Below are 19,001 nucleotides of genomic sequence, written 5' to 3' on the forward strand. Positions count from 1 at the left end.
CAGGGCGCTTGGCCTGCCGAGCGGGTATAGCTCAATGGTAGAGCACTAGCCTTCCAAGCTTGTGATGCGGGTTCGATCCCCGCTACCCGCTCCACGCTTTTCCGCCGTTTCTAGGCTGCGCTCCCGGTTTGTTTTGCTCCGTGCTTTGCTCGCATCCTCTCCGCGAGCGAAATTACAACAGCAGCGGTGTCGACATAAGTGCTGCGAATTTTGCCCACACGGGCAGACGACCATCCCATGATCAAAGCTGCTTGTTCATCCGTTAACTCACAATCGGTCAGGAGATAGGTGCAGAACGTTCCTCGTACGTCGTGCAGATGTTTCGCTCGCTCCACCGGCTCCCCGTCCTCGCCCTCCTCGAAATGAACGATTTTCGCTTTGTCGCGGACCATGCCGAAACTCTTGCTGCCGCCGAAAGCTTCCATGTCCTCCGGGGTCCATATGATGGCCGCACGGTCGCCGCCCTTGTAGAGGCGGGGAATACCGTCTGTGACATTGATATTGATGCGACCGCGCAGGCGACCGAACTTTAGAAGTTCCCGAAGGACTGTGATGCCCGTGTCGGGGGCGCGGGCGGTGGCCGCGCGTTCATCGCGCCACTTCATCACCTTTCCAACCATCCGGGGGTCGTTCCAGACCGAAATTGGCTTATCGCCCCATCGCCTTTCAATAAGGTCGAATGCGAAGCCCCAAACCGATCGCGTGCTAGCGGCCAAGCCCTTCCATTCTGGGCTAGCGCGCCAAAGGATGTCGGCTTCGTCCGCGCGGGCCAGGAGGTCGCGGTAAAGATCGCCGCCTTTCCCTTCACGCGTTTCGGCGTCGTGTCCGGACGCGTGGAAAGCATCAGCAGCGATGCGGTGGAGGATGAGAAGCGGGCGCTGGTCTATCCGCGCGAATGATCATCGAGGAATGGGAAAGGCTTGTCGAGCCGGTGGCGAGCATTGCGGATAAGGGCATGGGCAGATAGGGCCCGCCAGCGCTTTCCGACGACGGCTTGAACGGCCGTGGGTTGGAAGAACAGGATTTATCAGGCGACCGCGCGCCCGACTTCCTCATCATCTTCAATCGAATAAAATTGAAATTGCGCCTTTCCCCGCGCCTTCGAGCGATACAACGCCGCGTCGGCGCAGCGGATCAGGCGTTCCAGGTCGCTGCCATGGTCAGGGGCGATCGCGATGCCCGCGCTTGCCGAGATGCGCATCTCTATGCCGTCGATCAGATAGGGTTCGCCAAGCTGTTTGATCACCCGGCGCGCCAGCAAGTCGGCATGATGGGCATGCTGGACGTGAGATTGAAGCAGCAGGAATTCATCACCGCCCAGGCGACATGCCGTATCGGTAGACCGGACAGCGGATTTCAGGCGGCGCGCCACTTCTACGAGCATCTGGTCGCCGGCCGGATGGCCATAGCGGTCGTTGATCGCCTTGAAGCCATCGAGATCGAGATAATGAACCGCAAGATGATCGGGCGACGCGCCCAGTTTCAGGTTGGCCTGAAAGGCTTCGCGCAGCAGCAGCCGGTTGGGCAGTCCGGTCAAGGCGTCGAAACGGGCCAGCTTGGCCAGATCATGTTTGGTGGTCAGATGGTCGACCGACGCATCGTAGAGATGCCGCACCGAGGCGAAGCTCATTCCCGTAACCGCCAGCAGGAGGATCGCTTCCAGTGCGAAGAATTGCGCATGAAGCAACTCGTCATAGGGGCTGAATGCATGCAGCAACAATGCGGCGGCGGTAGGAACGACGGCCAGCAGAAGGCTGACGACGCAAAGCCGGGGGCGAGAGGCGTTTCTCGAAACGATGCCCGCGCCGAAGGTGAAAACGAGGCTGATCGTGGTGAGATGGATCAGCGGCTGATGCACCGTCAACGCCCTGACGTTGAGTCCGGCCAGCAGTATTGCGAACGCATAGGTCATGAGGGCATAGCGTTTCTCCCACTGGCTGAGCTTCGGGATGGCTTGCGCAGCCCCTCCGGCCCGGTGATAACCGCGGATCAGGAGGACGCGTGCGCACGTCACCGCAATCGCGGCCGTGGTCAGAAAGCCGATCACCGGGTCACGCCATTTGAGACAGATCAAAGCGCCGACTGCCGCGTAGAGGATGCCGAACCCGACGATCGGTACGGTCATCGTGAATAAGGTCGCGATAAAATCGCGATAGACAGCGTCGGGTAGCCTCGCCCGACCGCTGGTCGAAGGCGCAGGGCGCGGCATGCGGGATTCACGTCTCTCCATGCTCCCAAAATCGGGCCAGAAAGTTAACAGCTTCCTACCGACGCGACGACATGAAGCCGGTTCGGACCAGACGGCGCGTACCGGGCGCGGATGGTATCGAGATGTCTTAGTGAAGGCGGCAGGCTGCCGGGTGATTTCATCCCGACATATCGCTATATTCCATCAGAACCAGTCGGAAGGGGCGTGAATGGGTGACCTTATAAACCTCAGGCGGGCACGCAAGGCGAAGGCGCGGCAGGATAGATTGTCGGTTGCTCAGGCCAATCGCCTTAAATTCGGGCGAACCAAGGCGCAAAAACAGGCTGAGGCGGCCGATGCCGCGCGGCTGAACGCTCATATCGATGGCGCGCGTCGAGACGGGGCGACAGATATCCAGGCTCAAGAAGATTGAAGCTGACTATGGCAGAAGTTAAAGTCGTTATTGTCGGAAACGTGGGATCGTCATGAACGGATATTCATAAATCATGTTCATAATCTCGATTTAACGGTCTGAGACAACCGTTCGTCCCGAACATGACGATATCAGTGCGTCGAATGGATCATTTGCCCGTTAATTATTGTGCTATGACTGCACATATGTCTTCAACCCGCCCCGCCAGGGCCGCGATTGCCGCTGTTCTGGCCTTCAGTTCAACCGCTGTGCTTGCGCAAGAGGTCGCTGCCCCGCCTGTCGCGCAAGGCGTCGCGCCGTTGGCGGCGACCCCGGTCGCACCTCCGACGCCGGCCGCTGCACCAGCCGCCGCACCCGTAATGGCGCCCTCTGCTCCTGTGGTGCAGCAAACCGCCTCGGTCGAAGCCCGTCTGGCCGAAGCCGTCGCGAAGTCGGAGGCTGAAAAATCAGCCGTGCCGGTCCGGCGTAACGCTTCGCCCGTGTCTCGGCAAACAGGGGAGCAGCCTGCACGCTTGGCTCAAGCCGATCGCGCGGCAGCGCCAGCAAAACCTGCCCAACCTATAGAAGTGGCTCGCCCGGTGGCTGCGGGGCAGCTCGTCGCGCCCATCAATAGGGCGGAACCGTCGCCCATTGTCTCGCCCGATCCAACGGCGGCTCCTGTCTCGAACGACAGTGGCCAGGCCGTGGCCGTCGGTCTGGGTGGCGCAGCCCTGTTGCTCGCCGGGCTGGCCGGTACGGCGATCATGATGCGCCGTCGTCGTCGCACCGACGACGCGCTGATCGATCAGGATAGTGCGTCGCTGGAGCCGGTCGATTCGGTCGCCCCGGCCCCGGCCTACAGCGCCCCGCTTGTCGCGCCCGCCGCGAGCCCAGCCATGGCGCACGCGGATACGGTGCCTGCAACGACGCTTGACGCGATGATCGCCGCACCGCCGAGTGCGGAAAATCCGTTCCTCACCCACGCCAAGCGCAAAAGGAGAGCGATCGCGCTGCTTCAGGAACGTGAGGAGCGCCAGGCGGATATCCCGCCCGCATCGCCGACGAGCCCCGTCGCTGCGGCCGGCCCTGCGCCGGATCGTTCGCAGACCATCTTCAGCTTCGGCAAGGCCGATGGCCGCCGCAAGGGCTGGGTGCCCGGCATCGGCTAGGCCGGCCGCACCGTCATCGAAGCGGAAAGGGCGGCGCCTGTGCGTCGCCCTTTCTTGTGGTCGCCCACCCCATAGTTGCGCTTGCGCGTCGCGCCTGATACCGGCCCGCCGGTCATTCGCGCCATTATGAAAAGGGTCGCCGCCGCATGTCCGAGTCCGTCAACCGAATCGTCCTCGCCTTTTCGGGCGGACTCGACACCAGCGTGATCCTCAAATGGCTGCAACAAACCTATAATTGCGAGGTCGTCACCTTCACCGCCGATCTGGGGCAGGGCGAGGAACTGGAACCCGCGCGCGCCAAGGCGCGGCTGATGGGCGTCAGGGAAGAGCATATCTTCATCGACGATCTGCGCGAGGAATTCGTGAAGGACTATGTCTTTCCGATGATGCGCTCCAACGCGCTGTATGAGGGCCTGTATCTGCTCGGCACCTCGATTGCCCGGCCGCTGATCGCCAAGCGCCAGATCGAGATCGCGAAAATGGTCGGCGCCGACGCCGTGTCCCATGGCGCGACCGGCAAGGGCAATGACCAGGTCCGCTTCGAACTTGGCTATTATGCGCTCCAGACCGACATCAAGGTGATCGCCCCCTGGCGCGAATGGGATCTGACCAGCCGTACAAAGCTGATCGAATTCGCTGAACAGAATCAGATCCCGATCGCCAAGGACAAGCGCGGCGAAAGCCCGTTTTCGACCGACGCGAACATGCTGCACACCTCGTCGGAGGGCAAGGTGCTGGAAGACCCGTGGGATGAAGTCCCTGACTATGTCTATTCGCGCACGGTGAACCCCGAAGACGCGCCCGATATGCCCGAATATATCACGATCGATTTCGAGCGGGGCGACGGTGTCGCGATCAACGGCGTCGGCATGTCGCCCGCGACGTTGCTCGAATCGCTGAACGACTATGGCCGCAACCATGGCATCGGCCGGCTCGACCTCGTCGAAAACCGCTTCGTCGGCATGAAGTCGCGCGGCATGTATGAAACGCCCGGCGGCACCATCTATCATCTCGCCCATCGCGGCATCGAACAGATCACGCTGGATCGCGGCGCGGCGCACCTCAAGGATGAACTCGCGCCCAAATATGCCGAACTGATCTACAACGGCTTCTGGTTCAGCCCCGAACGCGAAATGCTTCAGGCCGCGATCGACCACAGCCAGGAAAAGGTCACGGGCACGGTCCGTCTCAAGCTTTACAAGGGCAGCGTCCAGGTCGTCGGCCGCAAATCGCCCTATTCGCTCTACAGCGAAAAGGTCGTGACGTTCGAGGATGACGCCGGCGCTTACGACCAGCGCGACGCAGCGGGTTTCATCAAATTGAACGCGCTGCGACTGCGGCTGCTGGGACGGCGCGATCGGTAACGCGGGCGTCGCCATTACAAATTGCGACATAATCGCGCATGACCTGACAAAGTTTACGGACAATCTCCCCCGATAAGCATCGTCAAGGATGGCCAACGCCGTCCAGACAAATGCTCGAAAGGAAGACTGGCATGATCCGCAGATTTTTTGGCACGGTGGCGCTTGGCTCGCTGTTCGTCGGCGGCCTCGCCGCCTCGCACCTTGCCTTCGCGCAGCCCGATGGCCGCGACGGCGCGCATGGGCCGCGCGGCGGCGGGCTGATGGCGCTGGTCGACGCGAACAAGGATGGCGCCATCACCAGGGCGGAACTCACCGCCGCACTCGAAGCCCGCTTCGCCAAGCTCGACGCCAACAAGGACGGCAAGCTGACCAGGGAAGACCGCGAAGCACGCCGCGCCGAGCGTCTCGACGCGCGCTTTGCCGCGCTCGACACCGACCGAAACGGCCAGGTCAGCAAGGCGGAATTCGTCGCCGGGGCGCAGGCCCGCCATGACCGGCAGAATGCGGACGGCAGGCCCGGTGGTCCCGAAGGCCGCCGCTGGGGCGGCCGTCATCATGGCGGCCCCGGTGGCGGCATGATGATGGGTCCCGGCCGCGACGCCGGCAAGGATGGCGTCGTGACCAAGGCGGAATTCATGGCCGGCCCGCTCGCCATGTTCGACAAGGCCGACGCCAATCATGACGGCACGGTGAGCGCCGACGAACTCAAGGCCGCTCGCGAAACCATGCGCGGTCAGATGCGCGGCAAGTGGCACGACCGCAAAGGCCCGCCGCCGCCCGCAGGCTGATCCGCTATCGTCGCCGGCGCGACCAGACATCCCCCTGTCCCTGAACCGCGCCGCCGGCGGGAAGGGCGAAGGCCTCCCCCTTTAACGCCTTCGCCCTTCCAACCTTCTTCAACCCATGACAGACAGATGGCCATGAGCGAACGACCCCATCTCCTGCTCGTCGACGACGAGCGATCGATCCGCGAGCCGCTGGCGCAATATCTTAGCCGCAACGGTTTTCGCGTGACCGCCGTGGAAAACGCGTCGGAAGCACGTCTGCGCCTTAACGCCAACGCCATCGACCTTGTCATCCTCGACATCATGATGCCGGGCGAGGACGGGCTGTCGCTGTGCCGTCATATTCGCGAAACGAGCGAAATTCCCGTCATCCTGCTAACCGCGAAGTCGGAGGAGACCGACCGGATCGTCGGCCTGGAAATGGGCGCGGACGATTATGTGCTCAAGCCCTTTTCTCCGCGCGAACTGGTCGCCCGGATCAAGGTGATCTTCCGCCGCGTCGCGACCGGCGGCCAGCGCGTCACCGCGCCCGACGGCGCGACCTACGCCTTTGCCGGCTGGCTGCTCAAGTCGCAAGAGCGGGTGCTAGTCGATGCCGAAGGGGTCTCGCTGCCGCTTTCGACCGCCGAATATAATCTGATGCTGGCCTTCGCCACCCGGCCCAATCAGGTGCTGAGCCGCGATCAACTGCTCGACATCACCCAGGGGCGGGAGGCGAATGCGTTCGATCGCGCGATCGACAATCAGATCAGCCGCCTGCGCAAGAAGATCGAACCCGACGCCAAGAACCCGACGCTCATCAAGACCGTCTGGGGTGGCGGCTACACCCTGTCCGCCGAGGTGCGCAGATTGTGAAAGCCCTCCGACTTTGGCCCCGCAGCCTCGTTGGCCAGATCATCATCCTTGTCGCCATCGCGCTGTTCGTCGCGCAGGCGATCAATTTCGCGCTGCTGCTGCAGGAACGTAACCGGTTGCAGCTCACGGGCCAGACCGCGCCGGCCGTCTATCGCATTGTCGACGCGCTCGACAATCGCCCGGACCGCCGGGGCGGGGATCGGCCGCGCGCGCGGTTCATCACCGGTGCGCCTGCTCTGGCCGGACAGGCGCGCCCCGATATCGAACGGCGGGCAGAAACCATGTTCCAGGACATCGGCCTGGCCATCCGCTCTGTGCGCGTCGTCGAGGATGAGGATCGCAGGCCCAATCGGCGCTGGGCGCAGATTCGCCAGCGCGCGCAAGGACCGGGCCATGAAATGGACGGGCCATCGCGCCGCCGCCTCGTCATGGCCGCTGAATATCAGCCGGGCAAATGGGTCGTGACGCAGGCCCGCTCGGGCGACCGGCCACCACGTTTTGGCGGCTGGCTGATGGTCCAGACGCTGATCCTGTACGTCATCGTCCTCGCGCCCCTGCTGTGGATCGGGCGGCGGCTGGCGCGACCGCTCAAACAGTTGACGTCGTCCGCCGAGCAGTTCGCCAGGACGGGTGCCGGCGATCCGGTGGACGAGCGCGGGCCCGGCGACGTGCGCGATCTCACCATGGCGTTCAACGCGATGCGCGGCCGCATCTTTGCGATGCTCAATGAAAAGGACCGGATGCTGGGCGCGATTGGCCATGACCTGCGCACCCCGCTGGCCTCGCTCCGCGTCCGCACCGAATCGGTGGAGGATGAAGGCGAACGTGCCCGCATGTCCGAAACCATCGAGGAAATGAACCGCATGCTGGAGGATATCCTCTCGCTCGCCCGCGCGGGGCGCGGGGCCGAAGCGCCGCAGAAGGTCGACCTGTCCGCTCTCGCCGACGCCGTGGTGGAGGATTTCATCGAGCTGGGATCGCCGGTCGACCTCGCGGAAAGCGACCGCGCTGTCGCCAATGTCCGCCCCCGCCAGATCCGCAGGGCGCTCCGCAACCTGATCGAAAACGCCATCGTCTATGGCGACCATGCCCATGTCAGCGTCGCGCGCGGCGAGGGCGTCATCCGCCTGATCGTCACGGACAACGGCCCGGGCATCGCGGACGACCGGATGGAGGAGATGATGGAGCCCTTCACCCGCCTGGAAGGCTCGCGCAACCGCGACACCGGCGGGGCGGGGCTGGGCCTCGCGCTGGTCCGCGCGATCATGGCCGAACATGGCGGCGCGCTCAGGCTCGCCAACCGGGCAGGGGGCGGGCTGGAGGCTAGTTTGGAGATTCCTGTGGAGTAGGGGAGTGCATCTCCGCCTTATCTCGCTCCGGCCGCAGCTGTAGCACTGCCTGCCGCCTGGCCGCTCGCTGCGCCGGGCGGGTTATGGGTCCTGATGAAGCGCACTGCCGCTTCCAGCATGGCAAGCCTCGTGTCTCCCCTCGATAGATAATGATCTTCGCCATCCAGAGTGACGAATTCGACGGCTTTGCCGGCTCGCCGCAGCGCGCCGGCCATGTCGCGGCTCTGCTCATAGCGCACGACCGTGTCGTCCTTGCCGTGGATGAGCATGACGGGCACGGTCACCTTGTCGGCAAAGCGTATCGGAGAAATTGCCGCCAGATCGCGGCCGCTGCCGATTTCCTGCGCCAAAGCGCGCCGGAGCGTAGGATCGTGGCCACTTTGGGCCTGGTCCGTCCTCGCCATTTTGGCGACGTCGCCGATGCCAGCCACCGACACGGCACATCTGTAGATCCCTTGCTGGAGCGTCACGCCAGCGAGTGCGGCATAGCCGCCATAGCTAGCTCCCATGATGCATGCACGGCTGGGATCGACAATGCCTTCCTTCGCCAGATAGGCGAGCCCGTCAGAAATATCGGTCTGCATCTTGCGACCCCATTCGCCATAACCGGCGCGTCGAAACTCCGCGCCATAGCCGGTGGAGCCGCGAAAATTCGGCTGCAGCACGGCATAGCCCTGCGCCGAGAACGCCTGTGCCCACCAGTCGAATCCGACAGTATCTCGCGCCGCCGGGCCACCATGGGGAAAAACCACTACCGGCAGCGACTTGGCAATTGTGCCGGGCGGCAGGGTCAGCACGCCTGCGATTTTCTTGCCATCGGCTGCCACATAGTGAACGAGACGCGTCGTGGCGACCTGAGCCGACTGCACGGCATAGGATTGGCCAATCGGAGCGGCGGCGCCAGTTTTGATGTCGACAAGCCACCAGGATTGCGGATCGTCGCCCCCCTCGGTCTGCACAAGCAGTCTGTCGAAACTCTCGTTCCCATCGACGAGGTTTACGGCGAGGCCCGGAAAGGCTCTTTGCGTCGCATCCATGATCTTCTGTCTGCGGGCGTCAAAGAATCGATAGGATGGCGTATCGCCGACGATGGAATATCCTATCAACTGGCGCGATCGGTCATCGAAAAAGGGTCGTTCGACATAAGTGTCGGCGAGTATTTCCTTCGCACTTCCGCCAGCCAGTGGTTGTTCGAACCAGCGCGTTTCGCCATCTTCGTCGTCGGTCTGACTGTAGATAATCGTGCCGGCGGCGTTGCCAAGGCCCACAAGGTCGATCCCGCCGAGCTTAGTGTTGCCAGAGTTGATCTTCGCTGCCGCGCTACCCCGTAGCTGCCAGTCGCCACTCTTCGACTGGTAGTCCAGTGATGCTGCGACTGTACCGCCTGCGCCGATGATCCAGCTTCGAAAGATGCCGTCCCCGGCACGCAAACCAATTTTTCGCACCGCCTGAGTTTGCAGGTCTACTTCGTACGGGACCGGGTTGGTAGACTTTAGAAAGCGTTCCCCACCGGTATCACGGTCAAGCGTTATGCCGCTGAAATAGCCATACCACTTGCCATCCCGCTCATTGACGCCGAAAAATTGCCTGACACCCCCGGAAATATCGTCCTTGCCCTGGAAGATCGACCAGGCCTTCGACCCGTCCAGTGGAATGACGAATACCGAAGCCAGTTCTGTCTTGTCCGTGGAAAAACCAGCGCCCAGCGAAACCGTATCGGACTTGTAGATAAGAATTCGGTCATTGCCGCCCCAGTTGAGCGAACGTATCTTCATGTCATCGAGCGGCGTCGAAAAAATCATTTTCGCATCCTTATCGACGACGATCAGCAGTCTTTTCGTGTCGAGAACGCCTATGATCGCCACCCGTTCACCGGAAGGCGAGAGCGCAGCCCGCTCGAAACCCGGAAGCCGGCCATAGACCGATAATGGCGGCGCAGACGCTGGACGGGCCGCGGCTATGCCGGCCACGAACATCGAGAGGAAGATGGAGACCAAAGACAAAAATTCACGCTTCATGCCATCGTCCCAACAGTCTCTTGCAATCAGCCTAGGGCAGCGCGCCGGGGCATGTAAATGGCAGGAGTGAAGGTCGGTTGAGCCCGTGCCCGCCTCAATGCTTCCCCGGCTTGGCCGATGTCCCGGCCGCGGTGGGGTTGATGAATTGCGCGCCGGTCGGCATGCCGGTGCCGCCCATGTCGATTCGCTGCACCTCGCGTCGGGCGACGTTCGCCGGGTCGTCGCGCTCCTTGACCGCAGCCTTGGTTTCCGCGTCCAACCCCACATCATCGCCGCCATCGCCGCCGCCACGGGTCCAGCCCAGGATGATCGACATGCGCCGGTTGCGGGGATCATAGGCGTTGCCTTTCGCGAAAGGCTCGCGGTCGGCGACGCCTTCGATCCGGGCGAAGCGGGCATTGCCAATGCCGTTCTCCGCCAGCGCCTTGCGCGTCGCTTCGGCGCGCGAGGACGAGAGCATCCAGTTGTTCATCGACCGGCCCGCCGCATAGGGCAGCCCATCGGTATGCCCGCGCACGATCAGCGGATTGGGCATCGTCGCCAGCACGCCCGCGACCTCGCCGATCAGCGCCCGCGCCTGTGGCACGAGGGTATCGGTCCCCATCGCGAACATCGCGAAATCGGCTTCGTCGATCAGGTCGATGCGCAGCCCTTCGCGGGTTTCGGTGAAGCGCACATTCTTGCGCAATTTGTTGATGCCCTGCCGGCGCGCCATGCGCGCTTCCAGCGCCTTCTTGACCGATTCGAATTTCTGGCGGTCGGCGGCGCGCATCGCCTTGCCGCCTTCTTCCTTGGTGCCGGTGGCGTCGCGTGGGATGGTGATGGACAGGTTGCCCTGACCGCCGGTCGTGGGGTAATTTTCCTTGCCCATGATACTGTCGCCGCCCATCAGCCCGGTCGAACCGGCCGAGGCCATTTTAAGCTCCACCAGCGTCGGCGTGAAATAATCGGCGAGCGCCTTGCGCTGCTTTTCGGTGGTCGCGCCCAGCAGCCACATCAGCAGGAAAAACGCCATCATCGCCGTCACGAAATCGGCATAGGCGACCTTCCACGCGCCGCCATGATGGCCGCCATGCCCTTCGACGATGATCTTCTTGACGATGATCGGCCGGGGTTCGGGCTCGTTCGCGCCGCGCTTCTTGTCGGCCATGGCTTATTTGCCCCGCATGCCGTCGAACACTTCGGCAAAGCCGGGCTGGTTGGCGTGGATCAGGCCCGATCGCGCGGCTTCGATCACCAGCGGCTGGGGATGGCCGTGGAGCGAGGCGATGATGATCTGCTTGACGACATGATAGATCGCGCCGTCCGCCTCGATCACGCTGCGGCAGCGGTTGGCGAACGGGTTGACCATGCCATAGGCGAGCAAAATGCCAAGGAAGGTGCCGACCAGCGCCGATCCGATCATCGCGCCCAAAATGGCGGGCGGCTGGTCGATCGACCCCATGGTCTTGACCACGCCCAGCACCGCCGCGACGATGCCGAGCGCGGGCAGGGCGTCGGCGAGGCCCTGCAGATTGTCGGCCGGCTTGATCGCTTCGTGATGATGGGTCTTGAGGCTGTTGTCCATCACCTCCTCGACCGCATGCGGATCGAGCGTGCCGGACGAGATCACCACCAGTCGCAGCGTGTCGCTGATCAGGTGAATGAGCGCCTTGTCCTTCATCAGCTTGGGATATTCGGTGAAGATGGTGGAGCTGGACGGATCCTCGATATGCGGTTCGAGCGCCACCGGCCCTTCGACCCGCAGCGTCTTCATCAGCTTGGACACGAGGAAGATGCAGTCGAGAAAATCCTGCTTCTTATATTTCGCGCCCTTGAACACCTTGGCCAGGCCACCTCCCAGCGCCTTGAGGTCGGCACCTGAATTGCCGATGACGAGCGCGCCCACGGCGGCGCCGCCGATGATCAGCATCTCGTGGGGCAGGGCGTGGAGCACCGGGCCGAGGTCGCCGCCGGTGAAGGCGAAACCGCCGAACACCATGACGAGCAGGATGACCAGTCCGATGACTGCGAACATGAAAAATCCCCGTTATCTGCCCCAAGGGCGTCAATTCCGTCAGCATCGCATGTAGAGGCTGTCAGATGGTTAATACGGCTCGATCAGGCGTCGCTTTAGGACGAACCGATCGACCCCGTCAGCTGATCAGGTCGAACAGCGTCTTCTGGTTGATCCGCGCGAAGGCCGACTGCGCGGCGTCGAGTTGCAGCAGCTTGCTCTTCACCGATGAGATGACCTCCGTCAGGTCGGTGGATTCAAGGTCGGACCGGCGATCGGTCAGGTCGAGATCGACGCTGGTCAGGCGCGTGCCGATTACGTCGAGCCGGTCGCCGCGCACGCCTTGTTTCGCCTGTTCCACCGCGATGTGATTCTGCCCCGCCTGGATCGCGGCAAGTGCGGAGGACAGATCGGCATCGGAGCCGCCTCCGAGCGCGGCGAGGCCTTGCGCGAAGATATCGTCGAGCGATTTGCGCGAACCGCCCACGTCGATACCTTCGGACACGGACTGGCGTGTGCCCACGACGGCCAGATTGAGGCCGCGACTGACGGGCACGAGCACGCTCTGGCCATCGTCGAACACCGGTATGCCCTGATAATCCTTCTGGTTCAGCAATTCGCCGACCGTTGCGCGGATGGTCTTCAATTCCTCGCCGATGGCGACGCCGCTGGTATCGTTGAGCGCGCCGTTGCGGGCCGATGTGATCAGCTCCTGCGCCCGGACCATCAGATTATTGACCTCTTCCAGATTGGCCTCGGCGGTCGCGGCGCGCCCGGCGCCATAGCTGACATTGGCCTGCCATGCGGCCTGCTGCGCCTGCGCGCGGCCGATGTCCGACACCTGGACCCAGGCGAGCGCATTGTCCGACGGCTTGTTGAGCGTGATGCCGCTCGAAATCGCGGTCTGGCCTTCGATGATGCTCTGCGAGAGCGCCTGCTGCCGCCGGATTTCGGCAATCGCCGTCTTGGCCGTGATTCCTACCATGGCTTTAGCCTTCTCAATTCATGATCTGGAGGATCGAATCGACCGCCTCCTTGGCGATCTGCAAAATCTTGGCGCAGCCCGAATAGGCCTGCTGGATGCGCAGCAAATCGGCCGCCTCCATGTCGAGGTCGACGCCGCTCACCGTTTCGCGCGAGGCCACGGCCTGATCGCTGCGGCCCTGCGCGGTCGTCTGTTCGGCCTTGGTCGAGGCGAGCAGATTGCCGTGCATCGCGATCAGCGACGTCCAGCCCTGTTCCACGCTGCCCGCGCCGCGCAGGGCGGAGCCTGCGGTCAGCAGATTGCCGTTGAGCGTGCCATCGGCCGATCGGGTCGCAAGATCCTTAGGGTCGGTGACGAGCGCCGCGATGGTGGCGGCGCTGCCGCCAAAGGACAAAAGCGGCGTGCCGGCCGCGCCCGCATCGGTCCGCCCTTGCGCGTGCCAGGCGTTCACATCGGCGGTGAACTGCCCCGCCAGTGAATCGAGGCTCGCGCGCCGCCCGGTCACCGTGCTGGCGGTGGAAAACAGCCCGCCCAGCGCGCCGTTCGCCGGCGCGGCCAGCGCCGTGCCGTCGCTCGTCGTCAAGGCCAGCGTGCCGTCGGCATTGGCGGCGACCGCGATCGAGGTGGCGGTGATGCCCTGCACCAGCGGCTGGCCATTATAGCTCACCTGCGCGGAATCATGCGCGCCGAAGCTGATCGTGACATTGAGATTGTCGGTCAGTTCGCCCAGCGCCGCATCGCGACCGTCGAGCAGTTGCGCATAGGCCGATGTGCCCGGCTGCGCCCGCAACAGGCTGTTGTTGATGTCGGCGAGGTTGGCCAGCGCGCGATTGGCGGTCTGGACGCCAGCCTGCGCCTCGGTATGGATGCCGCTCGATACATTGGCGAGGTCGGCGGCGGTCTGGCGAAACGCTTCGGCGACCCGGGTCACGCTGTCGAGCGTCGTCACCCGCAGCGACGTGTCGCTCGGCGATGCGGCCAGCTTGTCGATATTCTGGAACATGCCCGTCATCAACTTGCCGACGCCCGTATCCGTGTCGTTGAGCGCGGTTTCCGTATCGCCCAGCCAGCGCAGCCGCGCGGTCGAACCGCCGAGCGCCATGCCGGTCATGCGGACGGTTGCGTCGAGATAGGGGTCGGTCGCGCGATTGACGCTCGACACCTGCGTGCCGCCGAAATTGGCCTTGGTGGTATAGGCTGCCATGGTCGCGGTGGACGAACCGGACTCGACCGTCGTCACCGACCGGCGCGAATAGCCGTCGGTGCTGGCGTTGGCGATATTTTCCGCGACCGCCGCCATCGCCGTGCGATAGGCTTTCGTGCCCGACGCACCGATGATGAAGAGATCGCTCATTTGTGCCCGGTCGCGGCGGCGGGTGGCGTTGCCACGCTCGCCTTGCCGCCAAATTGTTTCAGCAGCAGCTCGGCGATGCCAAGGCTGCCCTTGGTCGCCATCGAATCGGCGGTGCGCGCGTCGGCCATGTCGCGAAACTGCTCGGTCGCGCTCGAATCCGTAATGCCCTCGCCCATGCTCGACGATCGCATCGCGCCGATCATCTGACGCAGGAAGATCGCCTCGAACTGCTGCGCCGTCTTTTCAAGACTGGCCTTGTTCGCCGCGCTTGGCTGGGCCGCGCCTGCTGAAACCGTCGATACCTGCATCACAATACCACCAGTTCGGCTTTCATCGCGCCCGCTTGCTTGAGCGCTTCCAGAATAGCGACCATGTCCGCCGGCGATGCGCCGATGGCGTTCACCGCCTTGACTATATCGGTCAGCGACGCGCCGCCTTTAAAGGCGATCATCGGTTTTTTCTGTTCGTCGATCGCGATGCTGCTCGATTGCTGCACGGCGGTCTGCCCCTGGCTGAAGGGTGCCGGCTGGACGATCTGCGGCGATTCGCTGACGCTGACGGTCAGTTTGCCGTGGGCGACGGCGGCCGGATGGATTTTGACCGCGCCGTTGATGACTACCGTTCCGGTACGGGCGTTGACGATCACCTTGGCGGGCGCTTCGGCGGGGTTGACCTCGATATTTTCGATCATCCCCATCATCATGATGCGGTCCTCGGCCCCCGGCGCAGCGTCGATCGCGACCGAAACCGCGTCGGTGGCGCGGGCGCGGCGATCGCCGAACGCGCGGTTGACGCCGTCGGCTACGCGCAATGCGGTGGTCAGATCCGCTTCGGCGAGATTGAAGATCAGCGTGGGCGCGGTGTCGAAGCCGGTGGCGACCGCGCGCTCGACCGTGGCTCCGCCCGGAATGCGCCCTGCCGAGGGAATGTTGACCGACACCTGGCTGCCGTCTGCGCCCGACACGCCGAGACCGCCCACGGCGAGATTGCCCTGCGCCATGCCGTAAATCTCGTTATCCGCGCCGCGCAGTGCCGTCATGATCAGCGTGCCGCCGCGCAGCGACTTGGCCTTGCCCAGCGCCGATACCGTCACGTCGAGCCGCTGGCCGGGCTTGGCGAAGGCGGGCAGATCGGCGGTGACGAGCACGGCGGCCGCATTTTTGAGCGCGGGATTGACCCCCTGCGGCAGCGACAGGCCAAAGCGCGAGACCACGCCCTTCATGCCTTGCGTCGCATAGTCGAGACTGTCGTCGCCCGTACCCGCGAGACCGACGACGATGCCATAGCCGGTCAGCTGGTTGGGACGCACGCCCTGGAACGTGCCCAGATCCTTGATGCGCTCGGCATGGGCGGGCGCGGCAACCAGTGCCATCAGCGGCAGCATAAAAGCGAGCAGGCGGGTCATGATGCGGTTGTGTCCCATCAAAAGGGGCTGATCGCGGAGAAGAAGCGCTGCAACCAGCCCTGACGGCTGGCATTGGCGATCTCGCCCTTGCCTTTGTAGATGATCCTGGCGTCGGCCACGCGGGTCGAGGCGATGCGGTTGTCGGGGCCGATATCCGCCTGCCGCACGAGGCCGCTCAGCTGGATGAACTCGTCGCCGCGATTGAGCGTCAGCGCCTTTTCGCCCTTCACCAGCATGGTGCCGTTCGGGAAGACCTGCGCGATCGTGACCGTGATCTCGCCCGACAGCGCGTTGGACTGGGTCGCCGCGCCCTTGCCGGTGAAGGCGTTCTGGCCGCCCATCGCGACGTCGCTCGCGGAAAACAGTTTGGACAGCACCCCCGTCGACGGCGGGGTCAGGCCCAGGCTACCACTGCGGCTGGTGTCGGCGCTGTTGCTTTTGGTCGCCTGCGTCCGTTCGACCAGCACGATGGTGATGATATCGCCGACGCTGGTGGCGCGCGCGCCGCTGGTCAGCGGGGTATAGCCCATCGACACCTGAAAGATCGATCCGTTCGCGACCGGCGCGGCGGCCGGCGCGACCACGGCCGGCGCGTAGAAGTCGCGCTCGATGTCGCGCTTCTTGCGGCCGGCGATCGCCGGGGAAGCGGCCAGCGCGATCAGCGACAGTGCCGACACGGTGTGAAGGGCGAGGCGGATCAGGCGGCTCATATATTCTGGTTCACAAATTGCAGCATCTCGTCGGTGGCCTTGATCATCTTGCTGTTCACCTCATAGGCGCGCTGCGTCTCGATCATGTCGACCAGCTCCTCGACGACATTGACGTTGGACGTTTCGAGATTGCCCGAGCGGATATTGCCGCGCCCCTCAAGGCCGGCCACGCCGACCTGGGGTGTGCCGCTGGCGGCGGTTTCGACCAGAAGGTTGCCGCCGATCGATTGCAGCCCGGCCGAATTCATGAAGCTCGCCAGTTCGATCTGGCCAAGCTGGGTGGGCGCCGCTTCCCCTTGCAATGTCGCCGATATGGTGCCGTCATTGCCGACCGACACCGATGTCGCGCCCTGCGGCACGGTGATCGCGGGGATCAGCGGCAGGCCATCGCTGGTGACGACCGTGCCTTCTGCGGTGACGCTGAAATTGCCGGCGCGGGTATAGGCGGTCGATCCGTCGGGCCGCTGCACCTGAAAATAGCCTGCGCCCTCGATCGCCATGTCGAGCGCGTTGCCGGTTTCCTGGAGCGTCCCTTGCGTGTTGATCTTGCTGGTGCCCTGAAGCGCCACGCCCGAGCCAAGGTTAAGGCCCGTCGCGAACTTGTTCTCGCTGTCGCTGTTCGCGCCAGCCGCGACGATCTGCTGATAGGCCAGCGTTTCGAAATCGGCGCGGTCGCGCTTGAACCCGGTAGTGTTCACGTTCGCCAGGTTGTTGGCGATCACGCGCATCTTGGTGTTCTGCGCGTCGAGCCCGGTGCGGGCGACCTGAAGGGCTGCGTTGCTCATTTCATGTCTCCCTTAGGAATCGAGGCGCATCAGCGATGCGCCGCCGTCATCGAGCTGCTTGGCGGTGTCGATCATCTTGACCTGCGTTTCATAGGCGCGGCTCGCCTCGATCATCTGCACCAGCGCTGTCGTGGCGTTGACGTTCGATCCTTCGACCGCGCCGGCGGTGACGGTGGCGAGTGGATCGTCGGGCAACGCGCCGCCATTGGCCTCGCGGAACAGACCGTCCTTGCCCTTGGCGATGGACGAACCGACCGGGCTGACCAGTTTGAGCTTGTCGACCTGCTGCGGGCTGGCCGGGTCGCCGCCCAGCGGCACGCCCCAGATGCTGCCATCCTGCGCGATCGACACGCTGCTGAGTGCGGGCAGGGTGATGGGACCGCCGTCGCCCAGCACGGGCAGGCCGTCGCCGGTGGTCAAAAGGCCGCTGTCGGAAACTTTGAGGTCGCCCCGGCGCGTATAGGCTTCGTTGCCATCCGCGCCCTGCACGCCCAGCAGCGCGTCGCCGTTCATGGCGACGTCCAGCGGGTTGCCGGTCTGGGTGATCGCGCCCTGCGCCATGTCGGCCGCGATCACCTGTTCGGAGGCTTGCGCCCGCGTATCGAACGAATCGCCCTTGATCCAGCGCGTCTCGGCATTGGCGATTTCGGCGCGAAAGCCGATGGTGTTGGCGTTGGCGAGATTGTTCGCTATCGACGCCTGCCGCGCCATCGCGCCGCGCATTGCCGTAAGTGCCGTGTTGACGAGCCGGTCCATGGGCTATCCTTCTGTCCCGTCCGCCTTAGCCGCGGATATTGACGATGGTCGTGGTCAGCGTGTTCGCGGCCTCGATGGCCTTCGCGTTCGCCTGGAAGTTGCGCTGCGCCGAAATCAGCGAGACCAGTTCGTCGGTGATGTCGACGTTGGAGCGCTCCAGCGAGCCTGAGTTAACCGCGCCGAACATGCCGGTGTTGGCCGTGCCGATGATCGCGTTGCCGCTGGCGACGGTTGCGGACCAATGCGCATCGCCTTCCTGCCGCAAGCCTTCCTGGCTGTTGAAGGATGCCATGGCGACCTGACCCAGATAGGCGGTGCTGCCATCGGCGTAGATGGCGGAGACGAGGCCTTCCTTCGACACGCCGACGCTGGTCAGCTGTACAGTGCCCTGACCCAGATAGGTGGTGGGCACCTGAAGATCGGTCAGGCTGGCCGGGGTCGTCGTATTGGTCGGCGGCGTGGTCAGCGCGCCCGTCGCGGGATCGACCGCCAGCACCTGAATGCGCGAACCCGTCGTGTCGACGACATAGCGGTCGTCATCGACCGCAAACGCGCCGTTGCGGGTATAGCTGATCGTGCCATCTTCGCCCTTGACGGTGAAATAGCCTTCGCCGGTGATGCCCATGTCCAGCGTCTTGTCGGTGGTTTCGAGCGTGCCTTGCGTGAATTGCTGGGTGATGCCCTGGACGCGCACGCCCTGGCCCGCGACCTGGTTGGTGGTCTGCATCGGCGCGGCGGCGAAGATATCGCCGAACTGCGCCTTGCTCTTCTTGAACGCGGTCGAATTCACGTTGGCGACATTGTTGGAAATGGTGGACAGGTCGGCCTGCGCACCCTTGAGACCGGAAAGCGAGATGTAGAAGGACATGG

At 63.9% G+C, this 19,001-nt stretch carries 20 protein-coding genes and 1 tRNA gene; 8 read left to right on the plus strand and 13 right to left on the minus strand.

Annotated features, from left to right (window positions below; all coding sequences use genetic code 11):
- The first annotated feature begins 20 nt into the window (after positions 1-20).
- Positions 21-94 (plus strand) — tRNA-Gly (locus WG907_RS03360).
- Between the two features lie 16 nt (positions 95-110).
- On the opposite strand, the gene WG907_RS03365 is transcribed toward WG907_RS03360, so the two are convergent.
- Entirely contained in the window at positions 111-605 is a 495-nt protein-coding gene (locus WG907_RS03365; protein WP_340231179.1) for a hypothetical protein, read from the minus strand.
- A gap of 45 nt (positions 606-650) precedes the next feature.
- On the opposite strand from WG907_RS03365, the gene WG907_RS18290 reads away from it, so the two are divergent.
- Positions 651-899 carry a beta-barrel domain-containing protein gene (locus WG907_RS18290; RefSeq protein WP_340231820.1) on the plus strand — a complete coding sequence of 83 codons (249 nt, stop codon included), beginning with the start codon at positions 651-653 and terminating at the stop codon, positions 897-899.
- Between the two features lie 128 nt (positions 900-1,027).
- Here WG907_RS18290 and WG907_RS03375 read toward each other — a convergent pair whose 3' ends face one another.
- The gene (locus WG907_RS03375) at positions 1,028-2,209 is read right to left on the minus strand and encodes a diguanylate cyclase domain-containing protein (protein WP_340231180.1); all 1,182 of its coding nucleotides are present in this window, start codon (positions 2,207-2,209) and stop codon (positions 1,028-1,030) included.
- 208 nt (positions 2,210-2,417) lie between these two features.
- Between WG907_RS03375 and WG907_RS03380 the strand changes: the two genes are divergently transcribed.
- The 6 genes from WG907_RS03380 to WG907_RS03405 all read left to right on the plus strand — a co-directional run bounded on the left by WG907_RS03380 (position 2,418) and on the right by WG907_RS03405 (position 8,122).
- A complete protein-coding gene (locus tag WG907_RS03380) occupies positions 2,418-2,621 on the plus strand; it encodes a DUF4169 family protein (protein ID WP_340231181.1) in 204 nt (67 codons plus the stop codon).
- A 185-nt stretch (positions 2,622-2,806) separates the two neighbouring features.
- Positions 2,807-3,769, plus strand: a complete 963-nt coding sequence (locus tag WG907_RS03385) for a hypothetical protein (protein WP_340231183.1) — start codon at positions 2,807-2,809, stop codon at positions 3,767-3,769.
- Positions 3,770-3,915: 146 nt separating this feature from the next.
- Positions 3,916-5,133 carry an argininosuccinate synthase gene (locus WG907_RS03390; protein ID WP_340231184.1) on the plus strand — a complete coding sequence of 406 codons (1,218 nt, stop codon included), beginning with the start codon at positions 3,916-3,918 and terminating at the stop codon, positions 5,131-5,133.
- 131 nt (positions 5,134-5,264) lie between these two features.
- The gene (locus WG907_RS03395; protein WP_340231185.1) at positions 5,265-5,921 is read left to right on the plus strand and encodes an EF-hand domain-containing protein; all 657 of its coding nucleotides are present in this window, start codon (positions 5,265-5,267) and stop codon (positions 5,919-5,921) included.
- 132 nt (positions 5,922-6,053) lie between these two features.
- The gene (locus WG907_RS03400) at positions 6,054-6,773 is read left to right on the plus strand and encodes a response regulator (RefSeq protein WP_340231186.1); all 720 of its coding nucleotides are present in this window, start codon (positions 6,054-6,056) and stop codon (positions 6,771-6,773) included.
- Positions 6,770-8,122, plus strand: a complete 1,353-nt coding sequence (locus WG907_RS03405; RefSeq protein WP_340231187.1) for an ATP-binding protein — start codon at positions 6,770-6,772, stop codon at positions 8,120-8,122. The genes WG907_RS03400 and WG907_RS03405 overlap by 4 nt, the downstream gene beginning before the upstream one ends.
- 17 nt (positions 8,123-8,139) lie before the next feature.
- Here the strand turns inward: WG907_RS03405 and WG907_RS03410 are convergent, their stop codons facing one another.
- The 11 genes from WG907_RS03410 to WG907_RS03460 all read right to left on the minus strand — a co-directional run bounded on the left by WG907_RS03410 (position 8,140) and on the right by WG907_RS03460 (position 18,999).
- Complete coding sequence (locus WG907_RS03410) at positions 8,140-10,140, minus strand: alpha/beta hydrolase family protein (protein ID WP_340231188.1); 2,001 nt, start codon at positions 10,138-10,140, stop codon at positions 8,140-8,142.
- Between the two features lie 94 nt (positions 10,141-10,234).
- Positions 10,235-11,290 (minus strand): flagellar motor protein MotB, encoded by a 1,056-nt coding sequence (locus tag WG907_RS03415; protein WP_340231189.1) that lies wholly within the window; start codon positions 11,288-11,290, stop codon positions 10,235-10,237.
- A gap of 3 nt (positions 11,291-11,293) precedes the next feature.
- Complete coding sequence (gene motA, locus WG907_RS03420; RefSeq protein ID WP_340231191.1) at positions 11,294-12,157, minus strand: flagellar motor stator protein MotA; 864 nt, start codon at positions 12,155-12,157, stop codon at positions 11,294-11,296.
- 118 nt (positions 12,158-12,275) lie between these two features.
- Positions 12,276-13,121 carry a flagellin gene (locus tag WG907_RS03425; RefSeq protein WP_340231192.1) on the minus strand — a complete coding sequence of 282 codons (846 nt, stop codon included), beginning with the start codon at positions 13,119-13,121 and terminating at the stop codon, positions 12,276-12,278.
- 13 nt (positions 13,122-13,134) lie between these two features.
- Positions 13,135-14,475: a flagellar hook-associated protein FlgK gene (gene flgK, locus WG907_RS03430; RefSeq protein ID WP_340231194.1), complete on the minus strand. Its 1,341-nt coding sequence runs from the start codon at positions 14,473-14,475 to the stop codon at positions 13,135-13,137.
- Positions 14,472-14,783: a rod-binding protein gene (locus WG907_RS03435; protein ID WP_340231821.1), complete on the minus strand. Its 312-nt coding sequence runs from the start codon at positions 14,781-14,783 to the stop codon at positions 14,472-14,474. The genes flgK and WG907_RS03435 overlap by 4 nt, the downstream gene beginning before the upstream one ends.
- Entirely contained in the window at positions 14,783-15,880 is a 1,098-nt protein-coding gene (locus WG907_RS03440) for a flagellar basal body P-ring protein FlgI (RefSeq protein WP_340231195.1), read from the minus strand. The genes WG907_RS03435 and WG907_RS03440 overlap by 1 nt, the downstream gene beginning before the upstream one ends.
- Before the next feature lie 17 nt (positions 15,881-15,897).
- Positions 15,898-16,590 carry a flagellar basal body L-ring protein FlgH gene (locus WG907_RS03445; RefSeq protein ID WP_340231196.1) on the minus strand — a complete coding sequence of 231 codons (693 nt, stop codon included), beginning with the start codon at positions 16,588-16,590 and terminating at the stop codon, positions 15,898-15,900.
- Complete coding sequence (gene flgG / locus WG907_RS03450; protein WP_340231197.1) at positions 16,587-17,375, minus strand: flagellar basal-body rod protein FlgG; 789 nt, start codon at positions 17,373-17,375, stop codon at positions 16,587-16,589. Before flgG ends, WG907_RS03445 begins: the two co-directional genes overlap by 4 nt.
- A 12-nt stretch (positions 17,376-17,387) precedes the next feature.
- Positions 17,388-18,131 (minus strand): flagellar basal-body rod protein FlgF, encoded by a 744-nt coding sequence (locus tag WG907_RS03455; protein WP_340231199.1) that lies wholly within the window; start codon positions 18,129-18,131, stop codon positions 17,388-17,390.
- 25 nt (positions 18,132-18,156) lie between these two features.
- Positions 18,157-18,999: a flagellar hook-basal body complex protein gene (locus WG907_RS03460; RefSeq protein WP_340231201.1), complete on the minus strand. Its 843-nt coding sequence runs from the start codon at positions 18,997-18,999 to the stop codon at positions 18,157-18,159.
- Positions 19,000-19,001: the final 2 nt, after the last annotated feature.

The organism is Sphingobium fluminis, assembly GCF_037723805.1.
Lineage (GTDB): Bacteria > Pseudomonadota > Alphaproteobacteria > Sphingomonadales > Sphingomonadaceae > Sphingobium.

Excerpts from the sequence above, each read along its gene's own strand:
- WG907_RS03365 (WP_340231179.1), bottom strand. The coding sequence starts at position 605 with ATGAAGTGGCGCGATGAACGCGCGGCCACCGCCCGCGCCCCCGACACG.
- WG907_RS03375 (WP_340231180.1), bottom strand. The coding sequence starts at position 2,209 with ATGCCGCGCCCTGCGCCTTCGACCAGCGGTCGGGCGAGGCTACCCGAC.
- WG907_RS03380 (WP_340231181.1), top strand. The coding sequence starts at position 2,418 with ATGGGTGACCTTATAAACCTCAGGCGGGCACGCAAGGCGAAGGCGCGG.
- WG907_RS03385 (WP_340231183.1), top strand. The coding sequence starts at position 2,807 with ATGTCTTCAACCCGCCCCGCCAGGGCCGCGATTGCCGCTGTTCTGGCC.
- WG907_RS03390 (WP_340231184.1), top strand. The coding sequence starts at position 3,916 with ATGTCCGAGTCCGTCAACCGAATCGTCCTCGCCTTTTCGGGCGGACTC.
- WG907_RS03395 (WP_340231185.1), top strand. The coding sequence starts at position 5,265 with ATGATCCGCAGATTTTTTGGCACGGTGGCGCTTGGCTCGCTGTTCGTC.
- WG907_RS03400 (WP_340231186.1), top strand. The coding sequence starts at position 6,054 with ATGAGCGAACGACCCCATCTCCTGCTCGTCGACGACGAGCGATCGATC.
- WG907_RS03410 (WP_340231188.1), bottom strand. The coding sequence starts at position 10,140 with ATGAAGCGTGAATTTTTGTCTTTGGTCTCCATCTTCCTCTCGATGTTC.
- WG907_RS03415 (WP_340231189.1), bottom strand. The coding sequence starts at position 11,290 with ATGGCCGACAAGAAGCGCGGCGCGAACGAGCCCGAACCCCGGCCGATC.
- motA (WP_340231191.1), bottom strand. The coding sequence starts at position 12,157 with ATGTTCGCAGTCATCGGACTGGTCATCCTGCTCGTCATGGTGTTCGGC.
- WG907_RS03425 (WP_340231192.1), bottom strand. The coding sequence starts at position 13,121 with ATGGTAGGAATCACGGCCAAGACGGCGATTGCCGAAATCCGGCGGCAG.
- flgK (WP_340231194.1), bottom strand. The coding sequence starts at position 14,475 with ATGAGCGATCTCTTCATCATCGGTGCGTCGGGCACGAAAGCCTATCGC.
- WG907_RS03435 (WP_340231821.1), bottom strand. The coding sequence starts at position 14,783 with ATGCAGGTATCGACGGTTTCAGCAGGCGCGGCCCAGCCAAGCGCGGCG.
- WG907_RS03440 (WP_340231195.1), bottom strand. The coding sequence starts at position 15,880 with ATGACCCGCCTGCTCGCTTTTATGCTGCCGCTGATGGCACTGGTTGCC.
- WG907_RS03445 (WP_340231196.1), bottom strand. The coding sequence starts at position 16,590 with ATGAGCCGCCTGATCCGCCTCGCCCTTCACACCGTGTCGGCACTGTCG.
- flgG (WP_340231197.1), bottom strand. The coding sequence starts at position 17,375 with ATGAGCAACGCAGCCCTTCAGGTCGCCCGCACCGGGCTCGACGCGCAG.
- WG907_RS03455 (WP_340231199.1), bottom strand. The coding sequence starts at position 18,131 with ATGGACCGGCTCGTCAACACGGCACTTACGGCAATGCGCGGCGCGATG.
- WG907_RS03460 (WP_340231201.1), bottom strand. The coding sequence starts at position 18,999 with ATGTCCTTCTACATCTCGCTTTCCGGTCTCAAGGGTGCGCAGGCCGAC.